The organism is Sphingomonas hylomeconis, assembly GCF_025370105.1.
GTDB lineage: Bacteria > Pseudomonadota > Alphaproteobacteria > Sphingomonadales > Sphingomonadaceae > Sphingomonas > Sphingomonas hylomeconis.
On the sequence record NZ_JANQBK010000017.1, the window covers coordinates 38,154 to 52,943 of the forward strand.

At 66.8% G+C, this 14,790-nt stretch carries 15 protein-coding genes; 4 read left to right on the forward strand and 11 right to left on the reverse strand.

Going from position 1 to position 14,790, the window contains the following annotated elements; translation table 11 throughout:
- Positions 1-39 precede the first annotated feature (39 nt).
- Entirely contained in the window at positions 40-684 is a 645-nt protein-coding gene (locus NV401_RS16510; protein WP_261295549.1) for a 2OG-Fe(II) oxygenase, read from the forward strand.
- On the opposite strand, the gene NV401_RS16515 is transcribed toward NV401_RS16510, so the two are convergent.
- A complete protein-coding gene (locus tag NV401_RS16515) occupies positions 647-1,579 on the reverse strand; it encodes a phosphoenolpyruvate carboxykinase (ATP) (protein WP_261295550.1) in 933 nt (310 codons plus the stop codon). The genes NV401_RS16510 and NV401_RS16515 overlap by 38 nt on opposite strands.
- Positions 1,576-1,851 (reverse strand): PqqD family protein, encoded by a 276-nt coding sequence (locus NV401_RS16520; protein WP_261295551.1) that lies wholly within the window; start codon positions 1,849-1,851, stop codon positions 1,576-1,578. Before NV401_RS16520 ends, NV401_RS16515 begins: the two co-directional genes overlap by 4 nt.
- 223 nt (positions 1,852-2,074) lie before the next feature.
- Here NV401_RS16520 and NV401_RS16525 point away from each other — a divergent pair, with 223 nt between their 5' ends.
- Complete coding sequence (locus tag NV401_RS16525) at positions 2,075-2,215, forward strand: hypothetical protein (protein ID WP_261295552.1); 141 nt, start codon at positions 2,075-2,077, stop codon at positions 2,213-2,215.
- A 262-nt stretch (positions 2,216-2,477) separates the two neighbouring features.
- Here the strand turns inward: NV401_RS16525 and NV401_RS16530 are convergent, their stop codons facing one another.
- Positions 2,478-3,392, reverse strand: a complete 915-nt coding sequence (locus NV401_RS16530; RefSeq protein WP_261295553.1) for a hypothetical protein — start codon at positions 3,390-3,392, stop codon at positions 2,478-2,480.
- A 66-nt stretch (positions 3,393-3,458) separates the two neighbouring features.
- Between NV401_RS16530 and NV401_RS16535 the strand changes: the two genes are divergently transcribed.
- On the forward strand, positions 3,459-5,216 hold the full coding sequence (locus NV401_RS16535) for an asparagine synthase-related protein (protein WP_261295554.1): 1,758 nt from the start codon (positions 3,459-3,461) through the stop codon (positions 5,214-5,216).
- 1 nt (position 5,217) lies between these two features.
- On the opposite strand, the gene NV401_RS16540 is transcribed toward NV401_RS16535, so the two are convergent.
- The 8 genes from NV401_RS16540 to cyoA form a co-directional block, all read right to left on the reverse strand.
- Positions 5,218-6,354: a 2OG-Fe(II) oxygenase family protein gene (locus NV401_RS16540; protein ID WP_261295555.1), complete on the reverse strand. Its 1,137-nt coding sequence runs from the start codon at positions 6,352-6,354 to the stop codon at positions 5,218-5,220.
- Between the two features lie 135 nt (positions 6,355-6,489).
- Positions 6,490-7,020, reverse strand: coding sequence for a response regulator transcription factor (locus NV401_RS16545; RefSeq protein WP_380816056.1), 531 nt, complete (start codon positions 7,018-7,020; stop codon positions 6,490-6,492).
- A complete protein-coding gene (locus NV401_RS16550; RefSeq protein ID WP_261295703.1) occupies positions 7,013-8,254 on the reverse strand; it encodes an ATP-binding protein in 1,242 nt (413 codons plus the stop codon). The genes NV401_RS16545 and NV401_RS16550 overlap by 8 nt, the downstream gene beginning before the upstream one ends.
- A 53-nt stretch (positions 8,255-8,307) precedes the next feature.
- Positions 8,308-9,159, reverse strand: coding sequence for an SURF1 family protein (locus NV401_RS16555; RefSeq protein WP_261295557.1), 852 nt, complete (start codon positions 9,157-9,159; stop codon positions 8,308-8,310).
- Positions 9,159-9,560 (reverse strand): cytochrome o ubiquinol oxidase subunit IV, encoded by a 402-nt coding sequence (gene cyoD, locus NV401_RS16560; protein ID WP_261295558.1) that lies wholly within the window; start codon positions 9,558-9,560, stop codon positions 9,159-9,161. The genes NV401_RS16555 and cyoD overlap by 1 nt, the downstream gene beginning before the upstream one ends.
- Entirely contained in the window at positions 9,557-10,180 is a 624-nt protein-coding gene (gene cyoC, locus NV401_RS16565; RefSeq protein ID WP_261295559.1) for a cytochrome o ubiquinol oxidase subunit III, read from the reverse strand. The genes cyoD and cyoC overlap by 4 nt, the downstream gene beginning before the upstream one ends.
- Entirely contained in the window at positions 10,177-12,183 is a 2,007-nt protein-coding gene (cyoB, locus tag NV401_RS16570; RefSeq protein ID WP_261295560.1) for a cytochrome o ubiquinol oxidase subunit I, read from the reverse strand. Before cyoB ends, cyoC begins: the two co-directional genes overlap by 4 nt.
- Before the next feature lie 11 nt (positions 12,184-12,194).
- Entirely contained in the window at positions 12,195-13,301 is a 1,107-nt protein-coding gene (cyoA, locus tag NV401_RS16575; RefSeq protein WP_261295561.1) for a ubiquinol oxidase subunit II, read from the reverse strand.
- Positions 13,302-13,418: 117 nt separating this feature from the next.
- Between cyoA and NV401_RS16580 the strand changes: the two genes are divergently transcribed.
- Positions 13,419-14,741, forward strand: a complete 1,323-nt coding sequence (locus tag NV401_RS16580; RefSeq protein WP_261295562.1) for an MFS transporter — start codon at positions 13,419-13,421, stop codon at positions 14,739-14,741.
- The last annotated feature ends 49 nt before the right edge of the window (positions 14,742-14,790 follow it).

Genomic DNA, 14,790 nt, shown 5'->3' on the forward strand with positions numbered 1-14,790 from the left:
GGGCTTGCCAGCGGCGCCGAACTGCGATGAACTCGGCCGATGGCACTTTCTGACGTCGCCTTGCCCGATCCCGGCCGGCCCCTCGCCGTCGGCACGCAGCACACGGCCATTCTCGTGCCGGCGGACGGCCATGCCGAGGAATTCCGGCGGCAGCGCGTGATAGTCTGTGGCGATCTGCTCGAGGCGGATCTGCTGGCCGCGGTGCTGCAGCGCTGCCGCACCGGCCAGTTCGTGCCCGATGTGGTCGCCGGGCTCGGCGCGCGCGAGGTCGAATCGCCATCGCGCGCGGGCGCGGCGCTCAACATCGCGCTCAGCCGTGCGCCGCTGCTGCGCTGGGTCGAGGCAGCGACCGGGCGCGACGGGCTGGCACGGGTCGAAGGGCGCGTCGTGCAGACCCGCGCCAACGGCGTCGACGGGCTCGAATGGCATGACGATCTCAACGTGCCGGCGCGCAAGCTCGGGATCACCATCAACCTGTCCGACGCGCCCTATGACGGTGGCGATTTCGAATTGCGCGATGCGCAGTCGCACGAACTGGTCACGCGCTATCATCACCATGTGCCCGGCACGGCCCTGCTGTTCGATGTCGATGCCGCCTCGCAACACCGCGTACTACCGGTCGGCAGCGGCGGCCCGCGCCGGGTCTTTACGGGGTGGTTTCTGCAGGAAGCTGCCGCCCGATAAGCGCCTCGATGCACGTCAGCGCGGCGCGCGCGCGCGCCGCCTGCTGCTGCGCGCCGAACGCCGCGATCGCCGGGAAGCGCGCCAGCGGGGTGGCGGCGGCGATCGACAGCAGGTCGCGCCCGCGCCGTGCATGATCCGGCAGCGCGGCGAGCCAGCGCGGGCGGAACAGATTCTGCCCCATCAGCTGAATCCGGGCCACGGCGGTGACGGGCGCCGCGTCCCCCTCCAGCAGCAGGATGGCGCCGAGCGGCAGCATTTCGTGGGCGGTGCGGGCGTGCGGGCGGACCAGCCATTTCCCGCGCGGATCCCCGGCGACCGGCATCCGCATCGTCGCCTCGACCCGCGCGGCCGTGTCGCGATGCAGCCGCATCCCCGGCCGCCCGCGGAACACGGCCGGCGCCCCCGCATCGGACAGGCGGACGACCGTCAGATCATCGGCAACGAAGCGCGCGCCCAGCCCGAGCAGCCCGGCAACCAGGCTCGATTTGCCCGTGCCCGATCGGCCGGCGATCAGCACCGCCCGGCCATCCAGTTCGATCGCACAGGCGTGAAACGGTAGCGCGCCGCGCCATGCCAGCGTCAGCGCCGTGACCGTCGCGTAGAATGCCGCGGGCAGCGCGCCGTCCCAGGCGCTGCCCGGCAGATAGGCGATGCGGCGGCCGTCGGTCATGTCGAACACGGCGTGATCCTGCCACCATAGCCGAAAACCGTCGGCATAGACTTCGCCCCGATCGCTGCGGCTCAACACCGGGCGGGCGGGCAGGGCGGCAACGCGGTGCACCCCGATGTCACCTGACCCGCCGGGCGCGTCCTGCTCCGCCGTGTCGAACGCCGCCAGTGGCAGGTCTGCCTGCCAACCTTGCCCGAATGCCCGCGCCCGATACGGCGCGGTCACGGCTGGAGCGGTCGGGCCAGGTTGCGGTCGCGCATCGTGTCGAGCGCCACCGATACCGAACGGGCGCATGTCTCGGGGCTCACGTCGAACTGGGCCAGCAGCAGGTCGCATATCTCTGCGCTGGTGCGCGGCGTCTCCAGCGCGCGCCACACCGCGTCGGCGGTGGCGTTGAGCGAGACATAATGCCCGCTGTCGATGTTGATCATCACGAAGCTGTCCTCGACCGTGGCGCCGACCCATGCGTCGCTGCGCTGCCATTGCGTGTCGCTCATCGAATGTCCCATCAGGCTACCGTCACAGTAAAATGAAGAATCGTCCTAACCATACTGATCATAAGTGGAGTCAGGTGAAGAAAGAAAGCATGATATGGTAGGCGAGGAGGCAGTATACGTATGAAGCATAGCTCATCGAAATGGTTTTGAGGCGGTTTGCCAAATAGATAAAATGCGATATATGATCGTGGTACTGCAATCGTTGTAGACAGGGATGGGTATGATGACGAAGCCGGACAATGTTGAGCTTCAGGTATGGGCAGAGCCAGAGATTCGCGAACTCGATGTGCGCGAGACATTCGCCTTTCCCGGCCGTGGTGCCGACGTTGGCGGTAACGTCTTCATAGATTCGCAGCTGTCCTGAGTCGTTTGTCGCCCTGTTAGTGGGCGGATCAACGCAGGAGGCCGGATTGACTGGCCGAGTCGTGGCTGTCCGCGCGCGCGCAAGCCATTATCGCGTGCCGGCCGCGGCGGGGCGGGGATCGCTTCCGCGACCAGCCGCCCGGCGGGACCGTTCAGGGTGGCGGCGTTGCGACGCCCATGCCCGCCTCATCGGGCGGGGAATGGGCGCTTGCGAGTTTCCGGGAAGAAGCCTCGTCCGGTCGGGCGGTCGGTCGTACCGTGTCTTACAGCGCGATGATGTCGGTGGGCGCGCCGGGCAGGTCGATCACGGTCTGCCGTGCGAAACTGCGGTCGAGCACAACCACCGCGCCGCGCAGCTTGTGGCGAAGGTGCCGTGGGCCGAACGTCGAGGTGCCGATGAGGATCGCGTCATCGCTGAACGCAATGCCGCGCGTCATCAGGTCGTCGCTGATGTGGATCCTCGTGCCGTCCGATCCGATCAGGTCGCCGGCCATCGAATCGCAGTGCCACAGCACCCCATTCCCATCCTCCACGATATCGTGGCAGCTATGCCCGGGCAGCTTCTGGCGCTCGCTCAGCGTCCACGTCGCGTCCAGCCAAGCGAGTTCGCTCGTCGCCGGCGGCGGCAGGCGGCCGTTATGCAGCATGATGGCGATGCGCTGGCCGATCTTGGCGATGGCGTTGATATGGTGATAGTCGGTGATGCTGTCGCCCGTGTCCTGGATCGGCGGCAAGGGGTGCCGGACGTCGACCGGCGTGCCGTCGGTGGTAAAGCGCCGGATCGCCTGGTTCGCCGTATCCACCACGCAGACCAGCCCGTCGATCAGCGCGACCTGATGGCAATTGTTGTCGAGCCCGTTGGCGAGCACCAGCGGCGCCGTCAGATGCCCGTCGACGATGGTGATGCGGACCAGTCGTCCCATCGCCTCGGCATGGTTGCGATGTGCACAATTTTCGAACAGGTACAGCGTATCGCCGTCCCGCCACAGGCCAAAGAACCAGCCGTGGCTGACCGTCTTGGCGTGCTCTTTCGATACCGCGAAGATGCCCTGGGGTGAGGCGACCAGCCAGTCAAATCCAGCAAGCGCGGAATCGGTGATGCGGAATTCGCGCCGATCATATTTGTCGCGTGCCAGCGCGGCGCGCAGCTGGCGTTCGTCGAGGAGCGTGCTTGCCATGGCCTATGTGCTATCGCGCTTGGCGCGCGCGTTCAATCGCCACCGCCGCGGCGACAGGGGGCAGGCATGATCGTCCCCGATCCGCTCAGGAAGAGCGGCATCTACGGCTGCTTCCGGCTGGACGGCGGCCCGGTCGAGGCCGGCGACGCCGCCGCGCTGGGGCTCGATACCGGAACCGTGGCGCGGTCGGCTGTCGCGCAGGGGATCGATCATCACCAGCCGGCGGCGGTGCAGTGCCGCGCGGTGGGGGCCGTGCTCACCATCCTGGTCGGGCAGATCGAGGAAGCGCCGGCGCTGGCGGCGCGGCTGGGCCTGGCGCCGGCCATCCCCGTGGCCGATCTGGCGCTGGCCGCGCTGCAGCGGTTCGGTGGCGAAACGCCTGCCGAGATGATCGGCGAATGGTCGCTGCTGCATTGGGACGGCGCCCGGCGGCTGACGCTGATGCAGTCGGCGGCGCGCCGCGATCGTCTGCTGTTCGCGATATCGGGCGCGCGCGTCGCGGTGGCGCCCGATATCTTTCCGCTCGCGCGCATCCCGTGGATTGGACCGACGGTGGACGAGGCGGGGTTGCTGTACGCGCTGGGGCGCGCCGATCTGCGCGGCATGGCGGGCGATCGCACGATGCTGGCCAGGGTGCGCCAGCTCGAACCCGGCGGCAGCGTGACGATCGAGCCCGGCGGGGCGCGCTGCACGGCCGCCTCAGTGCTCGTACCGCAACCGCGCTGGACCGGCTCGTTCGACGATGCCGTTGCTGCGGCGGAGGAGTTGCTGCGTCGCATCATGCGCGCGCGGCTGACGCACATCGCGCGGCCCGCCGCGATGCTAAGCGGCGGGCTCGATTCCTCGACGCTCGCTTGGCTGGCGGCGGAGGAGCGCGGCGCGGGCCAGGATCTGCTGCTGATGACCTCGGTCGCGCCGCCGGGCAGTTCGCGCCCCGATGAAGCGCAGTTCGCCGATCTGGTCGCCGGCCGGCTCGGTCTTACGGCGATGCACCTCTCGCCGCCGCACGACGCCAACATCTATCGCCCGCCGCTCGCGGTGCTGACCGGCGCCAGCGGCCCGCCGCTGCCATCGCGCCACTGCCTGACCGAGACGTTCCAGCAGATCGCCCGGGCGGCCGGCGCGACCGCGATCATCGATGGCACGTTTGGGGAAATGACGGTGACGCGCAAGCAACCGCACCGGCCGACGTTCCGGCGCCTGCTGCGCCAGATGGCGGGCGAGGCGCGCCGGCGCCTGGTGGCCGCGCCGAACCGCGACGACAATCGATTTCATGTCCGGCTTGCGCCGCATCGCCTGGCCGATCTGCCCGATTGTATCGCCGCACGGATTGCCGCCGATGCGCCGGCGGCGCGGGACGAGGGCGAGCTGTGGGGCTACCTGCCCGGCGCGGCGAAATCGCTGCACCAGCCGAACGAATTCTATGGCGGCGCGATCCGCGCCGAATATCCCTATCGCGATCTGCGCCTGCTGCGCCTGTTCGCCGGTCTTCCGGCCGCCTTCGCGACCCATGACAAGGTCGATCGTGCCCCGGTCAGGCGCATGATTCAGGGCCATCTGCCCGAGACGATCCGGCTGCGTCCATCGGGGTTGCCGGCGTCGCCCGACCATCTCGATCGCATCCGGCGCCAGGCGCCGCTGGCCCGCACACGGATCGCGGATTTCCGGCGCGCCGGGGTGGATGACTGGCTCGATCTCGACTGGCTGGAAGCGGCGCTGCTGCGGGTCGGCGCACAGGGAGCGGCGGGCTATGTCGACGCCAACGAAGTGCAAATGACGGCGATCGTTGCAGAATTTCTTCTCTGGTGGAGCACGCAATCCTGAGTCATTCGGGCCAGATGTCGAACGCGACGCACACGCGCCGCGCGCTGCCGCCATGCTTGTAGGTGCGGTGATAGGTGTGCGACGGGAACAGCATCAGCAGGCCGGGCGCCGGCCGCACCAATTGCTCGCCGAACGCCGCAGCCGCCGCCTGGCCGACCATGTCCTCGGGCAGGCCGAAGGCGAGACAACCGCCGGCGTCGCTGCCGGTCATCACCGTCTCGGGCACCTCGGCATAATAGACGCCGCTCATCCAGCCATAGGGATGGACGTGCCATTCCTCGAACCCGTCGCCCTCGGTGATCACGCACCAGCTGCGCATCATCCCGGCGGCGGGGCGCGCGGCGAGCCAGGGGTGCGCGTGGTCGGGAAGGTTGGCGAGATGCCGGCCCACCGCGGCGATGATCGCGTCGAGCAACTGCCGGGCGATGGGCGCCGCGCCGGTCGCCAGCACGTCGATCCGCCAGGTGTCGCGCGAGGCGGTGCCATAGCGGCCGTAGCGCAGCCCGGGATGCTGTCGCAGTTCCTCGACCAGCGCGGCGTTGAACGCATCGATCGACGCCCAGCCCACCGGTGCCGGCAGCGCCTGCTGATGGCCGAAGCTGTGCAGGCCGATCGTCTCGCGCGCCGCGTCGATCCGGCCGAGCCGCGCAAAGGCCAGCACGCGCGAGGTCAGCAGCCGCGCATGATGCACGCCTGCCGCAGCGAGCCGATCGGTGAACGCGATCACCGCGGCGGGGTCGTCGCGGCGCAGCAGGTGATGCGCGAGCCGCTTGCACGCATCCTTGTTGTGCGGGTCGAGCACCAGCGCGTTCTTGAGATGCGCCACCGCCGCCGCGGGCTGGTCGAGCCGGAACAATGCACCTGCCCAATCGGCATGCGCGGTCGCGCGGTCGCCATCATTCTCCGCCCGGACCACGGCCTGCCTCGCCGCCGCCGCCGCGCACTGCCAATGCTCGCCGCCGCGCAGCGCCATATGGGCGGCGGCGAGCAGCTTGAGTTCGTGAAAGCCGAGCGTTTCCGGGGCGTGCCCCGTCAACAGGTCGATGGTGTCGTCGAATGCGTTCTGATGATTGAGCAGGGTCGCCAGGCGCAACCGGAGTTCGGCCGATCCGGGATTTTGCGCGGCCGCCGCGCGCACGATGGCGCACTCCTGCCGTGCAGCGAGCGCTTTGGCGGGTTCCGGATAGATCGGTATTGCGTCCAGCGTGCTGTCCCCCCCCCCCGGGCCGAAAAGTCTAGGCCGACGCATTCCACGGCGCAAGACGCGGCCGCGCTAGGCGATCGGCTTCTTCTCCAGCTTCCGCGCCAGCGTGCGCCGATGCATGCCGAGCCGCCGCGCGGTCTCCGACACGTTGAACCCGGTCTCGGCCAGCATCTCGTTGATCCGCTCCCATTCGATCGTCTTGATCGAGGTCGGGCGCGCGCCGATCGGCACCTGAGCGTCGCCCAGCGTCATGCCGAAGGCGCGTTCGATATCGTCGGTGTTGGCGGGCTTGGCGAGATAGGACGTCGCGCCGAGCTTGATCGACTGCACCGCCGTGGCGATGCTGGCATAGCCGGTCAGCACGATGATGATCATCTGGGGATCGTGCGCGTGCAGCGTCTCGACGCAGGTCAGGCCGGAGGATTGCGCAAGCTTGAGATCGACCACGGCATAATCGGGCGTGCGCGCCGCCAGCAGATCGGTCAGATCGCCCGGGCCGGCGGCCATGATAACGTCATAGTCGCGGCGCTCGAACGAGCGCTGCAACGTGCGGGCAAAGGCGGCATCGTCCTCGACGATCAGCAGCAGCGGCTTAGCCATCGTCATCCTCTCCCAGTCGGATCGCCGCCAGCGGCAGCCGAAGCGTCACTTCCGCACCCTTGGCAAGATTGCGCGCGGCCAGCGTGCCGCCCAGGGTCCGGGCAACGTTGCCGACCAGGAACAGGCCGAGCCCCCGGCCCAGCTCGGGTTTGCTGCTATTATAGGGCTTGCCGAGATTGGCGAGCTGTTCGGCGGCAAATCCCGGCCCCTCGTCGCACACCCGCAGCACCAGCGCATCGTCTTCGCGTGCCAGCCGGATATTGATGGAGGGCGACACTTCGGCAGCATTGTCGAGCAGGTTGAACACGGCCTGTTGCAGCACGACGTCCGAGGCGATCGGCACGTCGCGGCCGAAATGGTCGGCATAGACGGCGTTGGTGAAATCCCGCGCGACGCACCAGTCGGCGATCACCCGATCGAGCAACGTGCGCACCGTGGTGGCGGCGGATTGCTCGCCGCGTGCATCGCCCGAGGACAGCAGGATCGAGGTGACGATCGCCTTGCAGCGCTGGATTTCCGCCTGCATTTCCTCGACATCGCGGGCGAGGTCGGCGTTGCGCGCGATCGTCTTGTTGCGGCGCCAGTCGCCCAGGATCACCGACAGCGACGATAGCGGCGTGCCCAGTTCGTGCGCCGCGCCCGAGGCGAGCATGCCGATCCGCACGATATGCTCTTCCTCCACCGCCTGGCGGCGGATCTCGGCGAGGTTCGCATCCTGCGCGCGCAGATTGCCGTTGATCCGTGTGACGAACATCACCAGCAGCACCGCGACCAGCGCGAAGCACACCCACATGCCCTGGACGTGCAGCGCAAAGAGATCGCCGGGAATATCGGGCGGCAGCACGATCGGGCGGTAGACGGCGGTCAGCAGCGCGAACGCGACGCTCGTCGCCACGACCAGCACCCAGCTGGACCAGCGCTCGAGCAGCACCGCACCCAACACCACTTGTAGCAGGAACAGCGACACGAACGGATTGGTCGCGCCGCCACTGAAATAGAGCTGCGCCGATAGGGCGGCGACATCGAGCAGCAGCCCGATGAACAATTCCGCATTGGTGATCGGTCTTGCGCGGCGGAGCAACCCGACACTCGCGACGTTGAGCGCGACCAGCCCGGCCAGCACCCCGAGCATCGGGATCAGCGGCAGGCGGATGTCGAACACGACATGTGTCAGCAGGATCGTAGCCAATTGTCCCGCCACCGCCAGCCAGCGCAGCTGGACGAGCTGCAGCATGTTGCCGTGGCCCGCCGAGTCGCGCTCGGTACCGGCGGCGGGCAAGGCGCGCGTCACGGCATGCGCTCCCGTCGGCGTTCCAGCGTGATCCAGTAATAGAAGCCGGCAGCGGTCATCATCGCCAACACATACCATGTGATCGCGTACACCAGATGATTGTTCGAAAACGCGACGACGGTCAGCCCGCCGACCGGCGCGCCGGGAGCGTTGCGCGCGGCATCGGCGTCAATGAAATAGGGGGCGACGTTGGCCAGCCTATGACGCGCGGCGATCGCAGCAACGTCGCGCGAATACCAGCGTTGTTTGGCGGGATCGTTGCTGCGCAGGAACCCGCCCTTGGGTTCGGTGAGCCGCAGCAGCCCGGTGATGGTGACGGGTGCCCCGGTTGCCGGCGGGGCACGACGCTCAGCGACATAACCGCGGTTGATCAGGATCGTGCTCGTGTCACCGCCGCCCCCCAAAGCCGCCACCCCGGCGGACGCCGGGGCCCAGTCGGGAGACGATGATGGGTTCGCGCTGCGCTTCGTTACATCCACCGTCGCGACTGGGCCCCGGCGTCCGCCGGGGTGGTCAAGGGCGCCGGGGTGGTACTTAGCGAGGTCGGCAGCCTCATCCACCCGCAGCGGGGTGATCACCCACCAGCCCGGTCCGCGCACGGTCGACGCCTGCACGAAGCTGTCCTTGCCCGGCAGGAACCGGCCCGTCACGGTCACGCGGCGATAGGCGTCGTCGCGTCCGGCGCTGACCGGCGGCGCCACCGGCGCGGCCTTCATCCCCGCCTCGACCCGCGCGATCAGATCGAGCTTCGACGCCCGGCGCTGCACTTGCCACGTGCCGAGCGCCAACAACGCGGCGATCCCGGCGATCCAAAGTATCGCCAGCGCGATGCGGGCGATGCCCCGCATCACCCCATGCCGCCCATGTCCTGCATGTTCATCGCCGGCATCATGTTGGCGTTCATATGGTACATCACCCACAACGATCCGGCGAGCGAGATGCCGACGATGACGATCGTGAACAGCAGGGCCATCATCGACCAGCCACCCTCGGCGCGGCGGTTCATGTGCAGGAAGAAGATCATGTGCACGATGATCTGCGCCGCGGCGAACGCCATGATGATCAGCGCCGTGGTCTGGGCCGACAGCGGGTTGGTCATCACCAGCCAGAACGGGATCGCGGTGAGCACGGCGGAGAGCGCGAAGCCGATCCAATAGCCCTTGCGCGAGCCGTGCGACTCTTCGTCGTCGTGCGCGTGATCCTGCGCTGCATGCTCGGGGTGGTCGTAACCGTGGCTGGTGGCGCTCATCGCAGCATTCCCATCAGATAGACGAAGGTGAAGACGCCGATCCAGATCACGTCGAGAAAGTGCCAGAACAGGCTGAGGCACATCAGGCGGCGGCGATTGGCGGTGATCAGCCCCTTGCGCGCGACCTGCACCATCAGCGTGACCAGCCAGATGATGCCGAACGTGACGTGCAGCCCGTGCGTGCCGACCAGCGTGAAGAAGGACGACAGGAACGCGCTGCTCTGCGGCGTCGCGCCCTCGTGGATCAGGTGATAGAATTCGTACAGCTCGATGCCGAGGAATGCCGCGCCGAACAGCCCGGTCACGCCCAGCCACACGAGCGTCGCGCGCTGCTTGCCCTCGGTCATGTTGAGCATGGCGAAGCCGTAGGTGATCGACGAGAAGAGCAGCATCGAGGTGTTGAGCGCGACCAGCGGCAGCTCGAACAATTCCTTGGGCCCCGGGCCACCGGCATAGCTGGTGCCAAGCACGCCATACGTCGCGAACAGCATCGCGAAGATCAGGCAGTCGCTCATCAGGTAGATCCAGAAGCCGAGCATCGTGCTCGACCCCTCGGCGTGATGCGGTTCCTCTTCCGGGTGGAACAGGTCGCGATCGTATTCGGCCATCTGGGCGCTCATGCTGCCGCTCCTGCCAGCGCGGCGGTGCGCGCATCTTCCTCGCGCGTCACGTCCGCTGCCGGAATGTGGTAATCGCGCTTGTAGTTGAAGGTATGGCCGATCGCGACCGCGAGGATGCCGATGAAGCTCAAGCCCGCCAGCCACCACACGTACCAGATCATGCCCACGCCGAAGGCGGTGCTGAGCGCGCCGAGGATCACGCCCGTGCCGGTGTTGCTTGGCATGTGGATGTCCTTGTAGCCGCTGGTCGGCCGCTGATAGCCGCGCGCCTTCATGTCCGCCCAGGCATCGCCATCATGCACGATCGGCGTGAAGGCGAAGTTGTAATCGGGCGGCGGCGACGAGGTCGCCCATTCCAGCGTGCGGCCGTTCCACGGATCGCCCGTCACATCGACGAGCTTCTTGCGATCGCGGATGCTGACCGCGAACTGGATCAGCATCGCGGCGATGCCGAGCGCCACCAGGAACGCGCCGAACGCCGCGATGAGGAACCAGATCTGGTAGGACGGGTCCTCGAACGTGCGCAGCCGCCGCGTCACGCCCATCAGCCCCAGCACGTAGAGCGGCACGAACGCGAAGTAGAAGCCGCTGACCCACAGCCAGAACGACAGCTTGCCCCAGAACTGGTTGAGCTTGAAGCCGAACGCCTTGGGCCACCAGTAATTGATCGCCGCAAACGCGCCGAACAGCACGCCGCCGATGATCACGTTGTGGAAATGCGCGACCAGGAACAGCGAATTGTGCAGCACGAAGTCGGCGGGCGGCACGGCGAGCAGCACGCCGGTCATGCCGCCCAGCGTGAAGGTGATCATGAACGCCACGGTCCACATCATCGGCAGCTCGAAACGGATCCGCCCGCGATACATCGTGAACAGCCAGTTGAAGATCTTGGCACCGGTCGGGATGGAGATGATCATCGTCGTGATGCCGAAGAACGAATTGACGCTCGCGCCCGATCCCATCGTGAAGAAATGGTGCAGCCAGACGAGATAGGCGAGCAGCGTGATGACGCAGGTCGCGTAGACCATCGAGGTATAGCCGAACAGGCGCTTGCCCGAGAAGGTCGAGGTCACTTCGCTGAACACGCCGAACATCGGCAGGATCAGGATGTAGACCTCCGGGTGGCCCCAGATCCAGATCAGGTTGACGTACATCATCGGGTTGCCGCCCAATGTGTTCGTGAAGAACGCGGTGTCGGCGTAGCGATCGAGGCTGAGCAAGGCGAGCACCGCGGTCAGCACCGGGAAGGCGGCGACGATCAGGATGTTGGTGCACAGAGCGGTCCAGCAGAAGATCGGCATCTTCATCATGGTCATGCCGGGAGCACGCATCTTGACGATCGTGCAGATCAGATTGACGCCCGACAGCAACGTCCCAACGCCGGCGATCTGCAGCGACCAGATATAGTAATCAACGCCGACGCCGGGGCTGAAGCCGATGCCCGACAGCGGCGGCATGGCGAGCCAGCCGGTCTGCGCGAATTCGCCGACGAACAGGCTCATCATCACCATCACGGCGCCCGACGCGGTCATCCAGAAGCTGAAATTGTTGAGGAACGGGAAGGACACGTCGCGCGCGCCGATCTGCAGCGGCACGACATAGTTCATCAGCCCGGTGACGATCGGCATCGCCACGAAGAAGATCATGATCACGCCGTGCGCGGTGAACACCTGATCATAATGGTGCGCATTGAGATAGCCTTCGTTGCCGAACGCCATCGCCTGTTGCAGCCGCATCATGATCGCGTCGGAAAAGCCGCGCAGCAGCATGACGATGCCGAGGATCATGTACATGATGCCGATCCGCTTGTGATCGACCGTGGTGAACCATTCCTTCCACAGATAAGCCCAGAGCTTGAAATAGGTCAGCGCCGCGAGCAGCGCGATTCCGCCGATCGCCACCGCGACGAACGTTGCGACGACGATCGGTTCGTGCAGCGGCAGCGATTCGAGCGTGAAGCGGCCGAGGATCGGGCTGATGGCGGGGTGGGTGGTGGTCTGCATGATCTGGCCGTTCACAGCGTGGTCGGGTTGGACGGGGAGGCATTGCTGCGCTGCTGCACGTCCTTCGGGTTCTTGGTCGGCGCCTCGCCGGCATCGCCGCCGGTCAGCGCCTCTTCCGGTTTCGGTTTCTGCGCATTGCCCTTGTCGGGCATGTGCTTCATCGCCGCGGTATCGCCGGCGTCATGCCGCATCATATCGGACATGCAGGTCGTGCCCGGGCGCACGCACTGGTTGACCACCGCGTCGAACAGGCCCGGCGCGACCGCCGCGAAGCGCATCACCGGCGTGTTCTCGCTCGGCTTTTCCAGCTTCAGGTAATTGCCGCGCGACAGCGGCAGGGGGGCCGCCTTGTTCTTGGCCACCCAGGCGGCGAAGCCGGCATCGTCGAGCCCGTGGAAGCGGAAGCGCATGCCGGAGAAGCCCGCGCCGCTATAGTTGGACGAGAAGCCGGCATAATTGCCCTTCTTGTTGATTACCGCGTGGAGCTTGGTCTCCATCGACGGCATCGCGTAGATCATGCCCGCCAAGTCGGGCACGTAGAAGGCGTTCATCACCGACGAGGCGGTGATGCGGAAGCGGATCGGGCGATCGACTGGTGCGGCCAGCTCGTTCACCGTGGCGATGCCGTATTCGGGATAGATGAACAGCCACTTCCAATCGAGCGCCACGACCTGCACGTCGAGCGGCTTGGTATTGGGCGCGACCGGCCGGCCCTTGGCGATGCGCTCGATCGGGCGATACGGGTCGAGCAGATGCGTCGCGGTCCAGGTGACCGCGCCGAGGCAGATAATGATCAGCAGCGGTGCCGCCCAGATCAGCAGCTCGAGCTGCGTCGAATGGTCCCAGTCGGGCTCGTACGTCGCTTCCTCGTTGCTCGCACGGTAGCGCCACGCGAACAGGCAGACGAGCGCGATCACCGGTACGACGATGACCAGCATCAGCACCGTGGCGAAGATCACCAGATTGCCCTGCTGCAACGCGACGTCGCCGGCCGGGTTGAGCACCACGGTGTTGCAGGCGCCCAGCAGCAGGAGCGGCAGCGTCAGGCAACCTTTGGTCCACGGCAGACGCGTGGTGGGGCTGGAACGGCGGACGGGGAAGAATCGGGTGCCAGGCATGATCGCCAACTACGCTCGGATGCTGCAGTGCGACATTGGACATTTTGTCCAATGCCCAGCCAATGCATGATAAGGCATAGCACGGATCATGACCGACCCGCGTCCAGGAAACGTACGATGACCGCCCATACTGCCTCCCGTGGCGCCGAACGCGATGCGCGCGCCATCAACGCGCGGCACGGCGATATCGCGCCGAGCGAGATCGCGATCGGCGTGATCATCGGCCGCACGTCGGAATTCTTCGATTTCTTCGTCTACGCCATCGCCTCGGTGCTGGTCTTCCCGGCGCTGGTCTTCCCGTATGTCGACCGGCTCACCGGCACCATGTATTCGTTTGCGATCTTCGCACTTGCCTTCGTCGCGCGGCCGATCGGCTCGCTCGTCTTCCTGTGGATTGACGAGACGCTCGGGCGCGGCACCAAGCTGACGATCGCGCTGTTCCTGCTCGGCATCTCGACCGTCGCGGTGGCGTTCCTGCCCGGCTACGAGACGATCGGCGCCTGGTCGGCGATCCTGCTCGCGCTGTTCCGCATCGGACAGGGCATGGCGCTGGGCGGGCAGTGGGACGGTCTCGCCTCCTTGCTCGCGCTTAATGCGCCGGAGAACAAGCGCGGCTGGTATGCGATGATCCCGCAATTGGGCGCGCCGCTCGGGCTGATCGTGGCGAGCGGTCTGTTCGCCTTCTTCGTCTCCTCGCTGTCGACCGCCGATTTCCTCGATTGGGGCTGGCGCTACCCGTTCTTCGTGGCGTTCGCGATCAACGTCGTCGCGCTGTTCGCACGGCTGCGCATGGTGACGACGCCCGACTATACGGCGCTGTTCGAAAGCAAGGAGCTCGAGCCGTCGCGCGTTACGGATACTCTGCGCAGCGATTGGCGCAACATCGTGATCGGCGCGTTCGCCCCGCTGGCGAGCTTCGCCTTGTTCCACATGGTCACGGTGTTTCCGCTCTCCTGGGTCGTGTTGTTCACCAAGGAGGACGCCTCCCGCTTCCTGGGAATCGAGATCATCGGCGGCATCGTCGGCACCTTTGCGGTGATCGCCTCCGGGCTGATCGCCGACTGCGTCGGCCGCCGCTTCCTGCTCGGCGCCTCGGCGGCGGGGATCGCGGTGTTCAGCGGCTTCGCGCCGCAATTGCTCAACGGCGGCGATCTCGGCGAGGTCGTGTTCATGGTCACCGGCTTCATCCTGCTCGGCCTGGCCTTCGGCCAGTCGTCGGGCGCGGTCGCGGCCAATTTCGCCAGCGCGCAGCGTTATACCGGCGCGGCGCTGACCTCCGATCTCGCCTGGCTGGTCGGCGCGGGCTTCGCGCCGCTGGTGGCGCTGGTGCTGGCGAGCAAGTTCGGTCTGCTCGCCGCGGGCGCCTATCTGCTGTCGGGCGCGCTCGGCACGCTGATTGCGCTCGGCGTGAACAAGGAACTCGGCAAGCGGATGTCGTGATATCCCTCCCGTCACCCCGGCTTTGAGCCGAGGGGGCGGGTCTTGCTCG

Coding starts and splice junctions, on each gene's coding strand:
- NV401_RS16510 (WP_261295549.1), top strand. CDS start 40: ATGGCACTTTCTGACGTCGCCTTGCCCGATCCCGGCCGGCCCCTCGCC.
- NV401_RS16520 (WP_261295551.1), bottom strand. CDS start 1,851: ATGAGCGACACGCAATGGCAGCGCAGCGACGCATGGGTCGGCGCCACG.
- NV401_RS16525 (WP_261295552.1), top strand. CDS start 2,075: ATGACGAAGCCGGACAATGTTGAGCTTCAGGTATGGGCAGAGCCAGAG.
- NV401_RS16530 (WP_261295553.1), bottom strand. CDS start 3,392: ATGGCAAGCACGCTCCTCGACGAACGCCAGCTGCGCGCCGCGCTGGCA.
- NV401_RS16535 (WP_261295554.1), top strand. CDS start 3,459: ATGATCGTCCCCGATCCGCTCAGGAAGAGCGGCATCTACGGCTGCTTC.
- NV401_RS16545 (WP_380816056.1), bottom strand. CDS start 7,020: ATGGCTAAGCCGCTGCTGCTGATCGTCGAGGACGATGCCGCCTTTGCC.
- NV401_RS16550 (WP_261295703.1), bottom strand. CDS start 8,254: ATGCTGCAGCTCGTCCAGCTGCGCTGGCTGGCGGTGGCGGGACAATTG.
- NV401_RS16555 (WP_261295557.1), bottom strand. CDS start 9,159: ATGCGGGGCATCGCCCGCATCGCGCTGGCGATACTTTGGATCGCCGGG.
- cyoD (WP_261295558.1), bottom strand. CDS start 9,560: ATGAGCGCCACCAGCCACGGTTACGACCACCCCGAGCATGCAGCGCAG.
- cyoC (WP_261295559.1), bottom strand. CDS start 10,180: ATGAGCGCCCAGATGGCCGAATACGATCGCGACCTGTTCCACCCGGAA.
- cyoB (WP_261295560.1), bottom strand. CDS start 12,183: ATGCAGACCACCACCCACCCCGCCATCAGCCCGATCCTCGGCCGCTTC.
- cyoA (WP_261295561.1), bottom strand. CDS start 13,301: ATGCCTGGCACCCGATTCTTCCCCGTCCGCCGTTCCAGCCCCACCACG.
- NV401_RS16580 (WP_261295562.1), top strand. CDS start 13,419: ATGACCGCCCATACTGCCTCCCGTGGCGCCGAACGCGATGCGCGCGCC.